The sequence below is a fragment of the Nitratireductor aestuarii genome (assembly GCF_014641695.1).
Lineage (GTDB): Bacteria > Pseudomonadota > Alphaproteobacteria > Rhizobiales > Rhizobiaceae > Chelativorans > Chelativorans aestuarii.
Window position 1 is genome coordinate 550,543 of record NZ_BMIF01000001.1, and the last position, 13,353, is coordinate 563,895.

Consider the following 13,353-nt stretch of genomic DNA (forward strand, 5'->3'; position numbering starts at 1 on the left):
TCATTCATGCTTCACACTTCCCCCTAAAAGCGCAGACTGAAATTAGCAGTCGCCGTGTGGCCCACTGTATCCTTGGTCCACTGGCCTTCGTAACCCAAGGTCAGACGCGCGGTGTCATCCTTGGAAAAAAGTGTCAGACCAGCATTCAGCCGTCCGGTTATATCGCCGATCTGACTGTAGTTGCGGAAGACGCCGTCTGATGAATCCGTACCAACAAAGGACGCGTTCACAAAAACATCATCCTTGCTGGCAAAGCTCACCCCACCGCGAACAAACGCCTGCAACCCGATTGTCTCCGTCGGCTGCATCCCGATACCCAGTTCCAGCGATGGTGTGGCGGTCACAATCCACTGACGGGTTCTGTACAGATCCAGACCGTAGGCAGTGTTCCTTTCGGAACCCGCACCGGAGTAGAGATAGCTGGCGTCGAAATACAGCGAAGGCTTGAGATAGGCCGGGCTGTCCTCTGACTGGAACCGGTAGGCTGTGCCCAGCCGGAGATTGGCTTGGCCGACGTGCTGCTTCGCATAGGCCAAACCGCCGATAACAGCGTCTCCACCAGGCAACCTGCCGGCGATGTCGATAAAGCGCTGCGTTTCGTAGTGGGCCGTGCTTCCATCGAGAATACCATAAACCTCCCATGGCCCCTGATATTTCGTCAGCGACACGCCCATTCCAAACCGCTTCCCTTCCGCAGAGAAATAATCGCCACTGGTCAGCTTGAAATCTTCAACGCGAGCGCCGAAACCGACATAGAGATTGTCGTTGATCGGCATGCGGACGCCACCGGTGAAGGCTACGGCACGGGTGCCCAGGCTGCGATACTCGAAGGATGGTTGGCGTTCGACCGAGCTTACGCCGCCATTGATCCACAGACAGCTTCTATTGTCTTCGACCAGAGCGGCGAAATTGTTGTAACCGCAATCCGCCATGGTGCGTGTGAACCGATAGCCTGAATAAAGCGCATCCACCTGAGTGGCCGCATAGTCCTCCGACATCAGCTGGTCGACGGCATGAACCACCTGCTCACTGTTCTCCATATTGGCGATCAACGCAAACATTGGTCCCATTGCGCTAGACCCTTGGCCGGTCAGAACACGGTTGATGTGCTGTGCCGCCAGGGTCTGGTTTCGGTTCATGCCCGACATCTGGAAGTCAGCCGTAGGCACCAGATCGATCGTGCTGCCATCACCGGTCGGACCATTGAGGCCGATCGAGTAGCTCATGACCGGCGTACCGATTACCTGCGTTCCAAGATCGGCAGTCAGGCCGCCCGCATCGATCAACACCAGAGGCAGCGCCCGATCGAGCCTGTGCAGCACGGGACGTACTGTACCGGATATCGTCGCGTCTTCCGTTGCAATGATGAGGTCGCTGTCTCCACCGGCGGCGCCGCTTTGGAGGAAGTAGACATCCGGCGTGTAGGTCGCGGCGCTGCCAAAGCTGATCGACCCGTTCAGCATGGTCGTCTGGCTGACATTGCTGGTGACCTGAAACTCTGACGCCTGTGTTTCTTTCGTCAGACTGCTGTCTGCCAGGTAAGCCACACCACCCAGATACAAGTGCCCATCGATGTGCAGCAGGCCCTCTGCTCCCAGGTCCACCTGATCCTGTGCGTAAAAGGCAGCGCCCTCCGACACAGTCATCTCGTTCACGCCGCCGCCCAGGTGAATGTCGCCTACTGCCCGTCCATGCAGGAACACATGATCGGATCCACTCCCGCCGCTTATGATGCGGTTGTTGAACGCCATGAGGAAGCTGTCAGCAGAGAGTGAAAGTGAGTTGTCGGCGCCACCATCCATCACGATGGCAGCGGGACCCGCCGTGCTGCCGGCAGCACCGGCTCCATTGGGATCATCCTCATCCTCACTACCACCGATGATCACCCCATCGAGCGCTATATCGATGTTGTCGCCACCACCGGAGCCAGCGGATTGTGCCATGACGGCGATGCCGCGGTTGCCGACCGCCAGAATGTTACCCGTCAGGTTAAGGGCAATACTGCCGCCGCGTCCATCGCCGCCCGCCGTGTTGCGGTAGAGGGCGTCAACTGAACCGCCGCCACCGCCGAGGCTCTGGACCAACACGCCCACGGCATCATCGCCGGTCACGACGACATAGCCTTCGTTGGTGAACTCGATGTCACCGCCGTCACCGGCGTTGTCCGTGGACAGGATTAAATCGATGGCAGAGGCATCCAAATCCGTGCCAACGAGCCCACCGCCGCCGCCAATGCTCTGGATCACGAACCCGTGGGACAGCCTTCCTCTTGTCGCGGTGTTCCCCGTGTTCGACAAGGCGATGTGACCACCATCGCCCGACGACCCGTCAGTGGCGCCCAATGTAACAGTCACCTGATCCAACCCTACAATATAGCTTTCTCCTCCACCGGCGCCGATGGATTGAACGATCTGCCCACTGGAATGGTCTCCGTCGGTATTGAGGTCACCACTGAGCTCCAGCTCTACATTGCCGCCCGCGTTCAAGAAGGAGGGATCAGCGCCGAGAGTAATACTGGCGGTACTATATCCACCCGCCTCCGGGTCGCCTACGACAACGAGCCGGCCACCGCCGCCGCCGATCGACTGGAATGTTCCTCCGCTCGACAGATGGCCGAGCGTCGTTACAGCGCCAGTCCGGCTCGCGGCCAGATTGCCGCCCGCCGCATCGCTGGTGTTGATGGCCCCCAGCATTGCCGAAATGGACGCCGTTCCACCATTGCCCTTCACGATCGTCGTTGCATTGCCGCCGCCGCCGCCAATGCTCTGCAGCATCATTCCCGAAGAGCGGTCGGAAGTGGTTGCGATCTCGCCTGTGTGCTGCTGCAGGATGTCACTGCCGAACATGCCGTTCACGGCGTCACCGCCCAGCTGCATTATGCTGGTGAGGATGATGCCGCGATTGGGTTCGGATCCTGGGGCATCTGTCACCGCGGCAAAGTCGAGGAACGTCTCCACATTGCCGCCACCACCGTTCACCGACTGGCTGAAGATTGCCTGGCTGCCGGCGCCCGTGACGAGTATGTCGCCAGTGCTGTTGACCTCGACGGTTCCCGCCGTTCCGTTGGAACCCTCACGAGCTCCAAGCAAAGTGGAAATCGTGTAATCCGCCGCCATCACCGCGGGGGTCGAGATCGATAGGCCGGCATTACCACCTCCACCGCCCACGGATTGAGCGAAGATGCCGTAAGCATTTTCGCCGCGGACATAGATTGTGCCGCTGTGATTGACGGTTACATCTCCACCATTGGAGCCATCGCCACCTGCACCACCTACCGCGAGCCTGGCATAGGACGTACCCTTTGCCTGCTCGACCAGCCCCGCAAGGGAAAGTGATGCGGCCATTCCGCCATTGCCGCCGCCGCCACCAACGGATTGGGCCAATATGCCGTAAGATCCGGCACCGCTGACATCGATAATACCGGTATTGGTGACGGTCACATTGCCCGCAGCATTGCCGGATCCGCCCTCGCCGCCGATCATTAGTGCCATGGTGGGATCGGAACCGTTACCATTCCTCAAGCCGGTGGACCCAAAGATGGATTGGCCGCCATTGCCGCCACCACCGCCGACCGATTGCGCTATGATCCCATGCGCCCGGTCTCCCAACGTTACGATGGTACCGTCGTTTTGAACCTTGACGGTCCCGCCCGTGCCGCCTGTACCGCCCGAGCCACCGAGGCCAAGTTGCAGGCTACGCTTGGTGTTTGCCTGACTGTCAGCCCCACTGATCGCCATGATCGATTCAATGTCAGACCCGCTGCCGCCACCACCACCCACTGATTGGGCAAAGATGCCATGGCTCTGTTCGCCCTCGGTGAATATGACTGCATCAGCACCATTGATGACTTCCACGGCGCCGGCGGTTCCACCCGTTCCACCAGAACCGCCGATCATAAGCGCATTGCGGGCGCTGTTGTCTGCGGTGCGACCATTGATGATATTGGCAATCTGCTGGGCGTCACCGCCACCACCACCAACCGACTGGGCATAGATGCCGGCCGCCTGCTTCCCTGCCGTGCTGACCCAGCTATCGTTGGTTACCTTGACGTCGCCGGATGCGGCTCCCTCTCCGCCGCTACCACCGATCGACATCGTGGAATTGCTTGCAACAGTCGACCGAACGTTGACGACAACATTCTTGATTGCCCCGCTCATACCGCCGCCACCGCCGATGGACTGGGCAAGGATGCCGTGGGCGTTGTCTCCCAGGGTGGATACTTCACCGCCGCTATGGACCGTGACGTCACCTGACGTCATTCCGGTACCGCCGGAACCGCCGATATTGATGTCAGTTGTTGTGCCTGTTTCCGATCCCTTGATGGTCTGCACCGTACCGACAAGGGCACTGGTGCCGCCCTTGATCACGCTGCCGGTGCCGCCTGCACCGCCTACGGACTGCGCAAAGATTCCGATCGCACGGGCGCCTTCCGTCCCGACACGAGCCACACTTGTGACTTCGACATCACCCGACGTTCCGCCTGTTCCGCCTTCACCGCCAATGTTTACTGAGAAAGATGTTCCCGTGCCTGCCGTCCCGCCAACGCGCCCGGCATTGCCGCCGCCGCCGCCGACCGACTGCGCGAAGACGCCATAGGAATCATCACCAAGCGTATAGAGAAGACCCGCGGCCTCGGCCGTAACATTCCCGGCGGAACCACCTTCACCACCTTGAAGACCTACTTTTACAGCGTAGGTATCTCCGTCTTTTCCTTCTTCCTCTGCAGCAGCTGTCAGCGACACTGATACCAAGGAGGAGTTGCCGCCGCCGTTGCCGATCGACTGCGCAAAGAGGCCGTGGGAGCGTGCCCCATTCGTTATGACATCGCCGTTGCTGCTGGCGAAAACATCGCCAGCACTCCCGCCGATCCCGCCGACCCGGCCGATCTTGATGTTGACGTTGCCGCCGTCAGTGCCTGTCCGCAGGAAGTTGTAGCCGGCATTCCCGCCGCCACCGCCGATGGACTGCGCGAATATACCATGAGAGTCGTCGCCCAGGGTGACGACGTCTCCAACATTGGCAAGATTGACCTTGCCGCCGTTGCCCCCGTCTCCCGTACCGCCGCCGATGGCCAGGCCAAAGGCCTTGTTGTCGGATGAATCACCGGTAGCTGCTATCAGGCCGAGGCTGAGGACGGCGTTGCCGCCGCCACCGCCAACCGACTGTGCAAAGACACCGGAACTGCCGTCTTGAACCGTAACGATGTTGCCGAAGTGCTCAACGTCTACATCACCGCCATTCCCAGCATTGCCGGCAGAACCACCAATGGCGATCACCGCGCCATTCACCGTCTTCTTGTCGCCGCCACCACTGCCACCGTCATCTGGTGAATCAACACTGTCGACCTTGTCGGTTATGTTGCTGCCCACTTTGGCGTCGACGCCGTCGTGCACCACGTCCTTGCGGTCGTCCTTTGAACCGCCGTTGCTACCCGATCCTGTTGTCTTGCTGATGCCGATAGCGGCATTGATGCCGGCATCACCGCCACCGCCACCGATACTGCTGGCCTCAATGCCATGGGCGCCGATGCCGTCAGTATATATCATGCCAGCAGACTGAAGCTCAGTTCCGCGAACGACACGCACGTTCCCGGCATCACCGCCGCTCACCCCGAACCCGCCGATTCCAATCGCCACGGGGGTGCTGTCCTTGGTGCCCACAGCCGCGATGTTCATGCCGCCTGTACCACCGCCTCCGCCCACCGACTGGGCGAAGATGCCACGGGCGTGATAACCTCGCGTGAAGATGTCGCCAGTGGAAATGACCTCGACGTCTCCTGCGTCTGCGCCCACGCCGCCGTGGCCACCAAGTCCTGCGACAACGCTGAGATCCGTTGCGCCACCGGTGCTTTCAGAACTGCCCCAGTTGAACTGCCCGGTCACGTTCAGCGCGCCATTGCCGCCGCCCCCCGCAATCGACTGGGCAAGGATGCCGTGCTTCCAGTTTCCTTCGACAACGATGGTTCCGGCGTGATCAACCATGACGTCGCCGGACACACTTCCCGCGCCGCCAAAGCCGCCGATACCGAAGGTGATCGAGGGAACCTTGCCGTCCTTGTTGATCGCGACGCCGCCGGAAACGTTCAGGCCGCCATTGCCGCCGCCGCCGCCGATGGATTGTGCCAGCACGCCAGCTGAACCCTCGGTCTCGGGCATCTCCTCGCTCTTGAACATGCCGAGATCAACAAGAAGCGTCTTCAGGCCTTTCGATTCCACCATCTCTTCCATGTCATCGATGATGGCGTCACCAAAGATATCCCGCAGCTTCTCCTCGAAGCTCTCCTCATCATCAGGAGCCACCAGATTCGCGGGATCTGTGGTTACTTCAATGTCGGCGCGCGCGGTGACGGTCACGTCGCCCGCACGCCCCGCATTGCCGCCCATGCCGCCAACGCCGACGATCAACGATGTGTCTGAGACCAGGCCACCGCTGACGTTCAGGCCACCATTGCCGCCGCCGCCGCCAACCGACTGCGCCAGAATGCCGGAGCGTCCGGTGCCATGCGCCCGAATGAAGCTCCCTTCAGCGACGTCTACATCAACGGTCGAAGCATCGCCGCCAACCCCGCCGAAACCACCGACGCCCACCAGAACACCGTAGGACTTGGATTCGGTTTGACCCGCGCCCGGCTTGCTGCTGATGGCAAGGCCGGCGCTGACGTTGAGCCCACCCTCGCCGCCGCCGCCGCCGATCGACTGGGCGACGAGACCGTTTGCACCCTTGGTCTGCTTGATCGTGACCTCGTCGCCGTCGATGGTGCGCGGCAACGCGATCAGGGTACCGCTGTAGGAGACGCTGACCGCACCGGCATCGCCGCCGCCGCCGCCGAAACCGCCCACACCTGCAGCGATTGAGAAGATCGATTCAGATCCACTCGGCTTTTCCAGTGCGAGCGCGCCTGAAATGTTGGTGCCGCCGACGCCACCGCCGCCGCCGAGGCTCTGGGCCATGAGGCCATGGGACCGATCGCCGAAAGTATTGACCGAGCCGATCACATCCAGCGTCACAGAACTGGCATCGCCGCCCGCGCCGCCGAAGCCACCGACTCCCAGCGCGACAGCTGCCCCGCCCTTTCCGGTAAGATTGACGGAACCGCTGACGTTCACTCCGCCTGTGCCGCCGCCACCGCCGACCGATTGCGCAAGCACCGCCATACTTCGGTCGCCGCGCGTGGTGATGCTGTCGTCGTCTGCTACACGAACGATGCTTTCGACGGCCCCGCCGTTGCCGCCACCGCCGCCGAAGCCTCCAAGGCCGAGCGTGGCAGCTCCACCGTTTTCCTGGGAAAGATTTACGGCACCGGAAACGTTGATGCCGCCATTGCCGCCGCCGCCACCCAGGCTCTGCGTAACGATCGCCGAACTCCGGTTCCCGAAGGTAAAGACCCCCCCGGTAACGTTGGACGCAGTCAGGGCGCCCGCATCAGCGCCATCTCCACCGAAGCCGCCAACACCAAGTCCCACAGCCGCACCCGTGTGGCGCTCCAGGGACACAACGCCGGTCACGTTAAGACCACCGTTGCCACCACCACCGCCAAGGCTTTGGGTGAGGATGCCGACGGACTCGTGCCCCTCGGTCTGCACATAGCCGGCAACCTTATGATCAACTGATCCGGCTACACCGCCGCCACCTGCAAAGCCGCCGATGCCGAGGCCCAATGCACCCGAGTAATCCTTCGCGACCGACAGCCCGGCTGAGATGTTGATCCCGCCGTTGCCGCCGCCGCCGCCAAGGCTTTGCGCCACAACGCCGGCCGAACGGTCGCCCGTGGTCAGGACTTCGCCGGCAAAGATACCGGTTACATCGCTGGCATAGCCACCGTCACCACCAAAACCACCGACGCCGATCGCGGCCGCACCCGACTTCTTTCCGCCAAAACTGACCGCGCCGGTGACATTGAGACCGCCGTTGCCGCCACCACCGCCCAGTGACTGGACCAGGACCGCGGTTGCATCTTCGCCCCGTGTCGCAATGGTGCCTTTGACGTCACCAAACGCGGTTCCAGCATTGCCGCCCGAGCCACCCATTCCGCCGAGGCCGAAGCCGACGGAACCGCTGCCCTCGCCCGCAAAGCTGATTGTACCGGTAACGTTAAGGCCACCATTGCCGCCGCCGCCGCCCAGCGATTGCACGACGACGCCGCTCGAACGGTCGCCAAAGGTGCGGACATCACCGGCTAAAATACCTTCGACGTCTGCGGCATTGCCACCATCGCCACCGAATCCACCAATGCCGACGCCCACCGCTGCAGAACCGGTTCCAGCAAGGCTGATCGCACCGCTGACGTTGAGACCGCCATTGCCGCCGCCTCCGCCAACGGACTGCACCGTGAATGCCGATGCATCGGCGCCTATCGTCATGACATTGCCAGTCATCCGGCTGACCGCCGTGGAAGCGTCGCCACCACCGCCGCCGCTTCCGCCAAGCCCGACCGCAATTGCACCGCCACCGCTGCTGCTGAGGTTCACCGCGCCGGAAACGCTGATACCGCCGTTTCCACCCCCACCGCCGGCCGACTGGACAAGAACACCGCCTGAATTGTCGCTAACGGTCAGCACGTTGCCTTCGATGGTGCTTTCAGCCTTTCCCGCGTTACCCCCGTCACCGCCGCTGCCGCCGATACCGACCGAGACGCCGCCGGAACTCGTGGTGGAAGCCGTCACCGTGCCGGAAACATTGAGACCGCCATTGCCGCCACCGCCGCCCAGCGACTGCACCACAACGCCGGAGGAACCCTTGCCAACCGTTGCAACATTGCCGACGAGCTCGGACTCTACGTCGCCGGCGTCACCGCCACCGCCGCCCGTGCCACCGAGGCCCACGGAAGCGCCGAACGCTCCGGCTTGTGACATTGCTACGGCTGCCGAGACATTCATCCCGCCATTACCGCCACCACCACCGACGGATTGCACGAGGAGACCGGTTGAGTCGGCGCCAATGGTCAGAAGATTGCCGGCTACGTTGCTGGTGACCGTCCCGCCATTGCCTCCGGTTCCACCCCGCCCGCCGATGCCCACGCCGATCGCGCCGGACCCTGCTCCTGCTCCAGTACCTGCGACGGAAACATTGAAACCGCCACTGCCGCCGCCGCCGCCAATTGACTGTGCCACGACAGCTGCCGATTGCGCACCCCTGGTCACCACGCTGTTTTTGACCGTCAGGTCGACGGCACCGCCGTCGCCACCACCAGCACCACTTCCACCAAGACCGACAGAAATGGCGCCGGCGCCAGCGCTCGATCCGGAGACAGTTGGGGTGACATTGAAACCGCCACTGCCGCCGCCGCCCCCAACCGACTGGGCAAGGATGCCGATCGAGGCGTTGCCACGGGTCTCTACAAAGGCCTCGGTGCGGGCTGTAACGGTTGAGCCGTCACCTCCGCCAGCACCACTGCCGCCCAGGCCTACACCGATCGAACCCGATCCGGCACCCCCGAAGGACAGGGCCGCGCTGACATCGAAACCACCGTTGCCGCCACCGCCGCCAATCGACTGCGCGACGAAACCAGAGGACGAATTCCCCGTGGTCAGGATCCGGCCCGTCGAGATTGCATTCACCGCTCCGGCGTCGCCACCTCCGGCTCCGCTGCCGCCAAGGCCGACGCTGATGCTGCCGGCGCTGGCGCCCGATCCGCTGATGGTTCCCGAGACATTGAAGCCGCCATTGCCGCCACCGCCGCCGATTGACTGTGCCACGACACCCGACGAGCGAGCGCCCGATGTCGAAACAGAACCGTTGTTGGTGAGCGTCACGGTCCCCGCGTCGCCTCCAAATCCGCCGCCGCCGCCAAGGCCGACGCTAATTGCACCGCTGCTCGCTCCCGATCCGCTAATTGTCCCGGAGACGTTGAACCCACCGTTACCGCCGCCACCGCCGACCGACTGCGCAAGGATGGCAGTTGAATCGGATTTCTCGGTTGTCACATCGCCGTCGACTGTTGCAAGGACCGTCCCGCCAACTCCGCCCGTGCCGCCGGAGCCACCAAGGCCGACTGAAACAGCCCCGCTTGCCGAGCCCGCGCCCGTCAGCGTGCCCGATACGGAGAATCCGCCGTTACCGCCACCGCCGCCAATCGATTGAACAACCACACCGGAGGAACGCTCGCCTTTGGTCAACACGTCGCCGTTGATCGCTGCAATGACTGCGCCTCCGGCGCCGCCGGCGCCGCCAGAGCCGCCGAGCCCTACCGAAACAGCGCCCGCGCCTGTGCCGCCGCCGGCTGCACCGGCTGCTACCGAGAAGCCGCCATTACCGCCGCCGCCACCCACTGACTGAATCAGTATTGCGCCGGAGTCATCCTTTTCCGTGAGAACGGCCGCGTTTATTCGGGCGTTGACCGCTCCGCCAGCACCGCCACCGCCAGCGCTACCACCAACGCCTACATTGACGGCCCCCGCGCTCACCCCTCCACCGGCACCGCCGGCGGCAACGGTGTAACCGCCATTACCACCACCACCACCGATGGACTGCGCAATAATACCTGTAGAGAATTGGTTCGTGGTACGGATGAGATCGCCTGACGCGATCAGATCGACAGCGCCGCCAGCACTCCCGGCCGCCCCGCTGCCGCCGACGCCGACATTGATGCTGACTGCATTGCCAGCAGCTGCAGAGAAACCGGCGGCAATGCTGCCGCCACCGTTACCGCCGCCGCCGCCAACGGATTGAGCCAGGAGGCCAACGGAATGGCTGCCCGTGGTGGTGACATTGGCATCGGTATAGACGCGAACACGACCACCCTGACCGCCGTCGCCGCCAGAGCCGCCGACGCCAACGGAAACATTGCCGGAGAACAGGACAGACCCACCACCAGAAGCAGCAACGGACAGACCGCCATTGCCACCACCGCCGCCGACCGACTGGAAGATCATGCCGGCAGAGCGGGTACCGGTTGTCAGAACGTCGCCGGAGAAGCCCGGCGCCAGGAGATTGCCGTTCCCGTCCAACGTGCCGACGCGCACTTCGCCACCGACGCCACCCTTGCCGCCGGAACCACCGACGCCAACGGCCAATGATGCGTTTACAGGTCCTGCCGAGGCGGCCGCGGAAATTGCGTACCCACCATTACCACCGCCACCGCCGATGGACTGGAGAAGAATGCCTGCTGCATCTTCGCCGCCGGTCTGGACGGATGCATCGCCCTGGCCTGTCAGGATGACAGTGCCGCCCGCGCCGCCATCTCCCGCTTCGCCGCCGACTGATATCGAGGCAGCGCCAAACGCGCCTGCGGCTACACTGACGGCGCCGCCACCATTGCCGCCGCCGCCGCCAACCGATTGCGCGAAAACCCCGGTTGAGCGATCGCCAATGGTTTCAATTAGGGAAGCGTAACTGGTATCGGTATCGGACAGGGTGACGTTGACCGTCCCACCGGCTCCGCCCCCACCGCCCGTGCCGCCAATTGCAACGCCGGCAAAGGCGCCAACCGCTCCAGCGGAACTGCCATTGCCGCCGCCACCGCCAATCGACTGCGCGAGAATGCCCATCGCATCGCTGCCGCGCGTCCTTATGATACCATCGTTGGTTACGTTGACTGTAGAGCCCTTGCCGCCAGCTGCGCCACTACCTCCCACGGCGACCATGCCGCCCGTGTTACCGCCATCACCTCCGCCACCGCCAATCGACTGAGCAACGATGCCTCGTGCTGCTTCGCCTCGCGTTTCGATGTAACCGAAGTTGCTGACGGATACGGTCGAACCATCGCCACCTTTGGAACCGTTGCCGCCGACGCTGATCAGACCGGATGCCTGCGCCCCCTCACCGCCGGAACCGCCGATCGACTGCGCCAGGACGCCGTCGCCAAACTTGCCTCCGGTAACGATCGATCCTGTGCCGCTAATCTGGACTGATACTGCACCGCCGGATCCGCCGTTCGACCCAACACCACCCATCGCCAGAGCAACAAGCCCGGCAGCCGCTCCGCCTTCGCCGCCGCCGCCGCCGATCGACTGCGCGACAATGCCACGCGATGCATAACCACGCGTTTCGATGGCGCCGCCATGCGAAACGTTGACTGCACCACCGTTGCCGCCATTGTCAGCCGCCCCAATGAGCGAGACCAGCAGATTACCGCTCGTTCCGGCCGAACCGCCCGTACCGCCGATCGATTGTGCCAGGATGCCGTGAGAAAATCTTCCTTCGGTTAGTATCCCTGCGCCGGCAAACGTATTGACGTCCACCTGACCGCCGTTACCACCATAGCCGCCGTTTCCCGCCTGCCCGACGAGTCCCCACTGTGACCCGCCGTTGCCGCCGTTGTTGCTTACGCTGAGTGCGTATATGCCGTGAGCATTGGTGCCGTTTGTAAATATCCCGCCATATTGATTGACCGTAACACGGCCACCATCCGAAGAATGGCCTCCGGTACCACCTCCGGGCGCGGCAAACCCGCTGCCGCCGTTACCTGCCTTGCCGCTGCGGCTATAGGCAAAAACGCCGTGATGGTTGTCACCCGTGGTCTGAATAGTGCTGGACTGTGCTTGAGTGGCGATGACGCGGCCACCCGCCCCTCCGTCGCCGCCATCACGCCCGTCCCAGAAGCTTAAATAGGAGTCGCCACCACTACCACCGTTGCCCCCAACGCTGCCGATTTCCCACCCGATTTTTGTACTGGTATTGACGTTCTGCGTCAGTGTTTTTTCGTTTAGGGGACCAGCGGCTCCATCACCGCCAGAGTTCGGCGGCACCACCAACGCGCCATCCCGGCCGTTGCTACCGTTGTTGCCGTAAACAACCTGCTTGACCCCGTCGGCGCCCACCACCTCCTCTGGCGGTGTGACGGATCCTGGCGTATCGGCGCCGGCAAAGCCGTTGTTGAACTCGACCGTGGTCTGGCCCAGCGCAAATGAAATCGGTGCAGCGGCGAGCGCATTTGCGACAATCGCATCGCCGTTTGAAATCGCGGTAATTTGAAATTCAAGCGGGGGATTGTCGCTATTGTAGAATTTCTCACCAACCGTTTTGACCAGGAACACGTAACCGTCGTCGGTCCTGACGAAGGCTGTATTGCCCGCTGTGGGCGTTCCGACCGGATCGACGATCAGCGCCGCGACCGTCGTTGCCGTGTTGGTTATCGGATTGGTGACTTGCGCACCCACCTGGGAAGTGGCTGAAGGAGCCGGCGGGGGATCATCTGCCAACACTTCAGAGCTGCAAAAGGCGAAAAAAAGGGCGATTGCGATCGCCAAAAGGGGAATGAAACCGAGAGAATGGAGAAAGCCACCTGGCCCTCCGGTGCTGCGCGCGAGAACTCTTCGTATAAAACCGGCAGCAGTTCGCTGCGCGGCATCGGCCAAGCCTGCCACCGTTCCCATGCGTAGACTCCCCACGCAGCCCCTCTAGTTAATTGAGATT

At 62.7% G+C, this 13,353-nt stretch carries 1 protein-coding gene; it reads right to left on the reverse strand.

Translation table 11 applies throughout. From position 1 onward, the window contains the following. Positions 1–23: 23 nt before the first annotated feature. The gene (locus IEX27_RS02675) at positions 24–13,139 is read right to left on the reverse strand and encodes a hypothetical protein (RefSeq protein ID WP_188719375.1); all 13,116 of its coding nucleotides are present in this window, start codon (positions 13,137–13,139) and stop codon (positions 24–26) included. Positions 13,140–13,353: the final 214 nt, after the last annotated feature.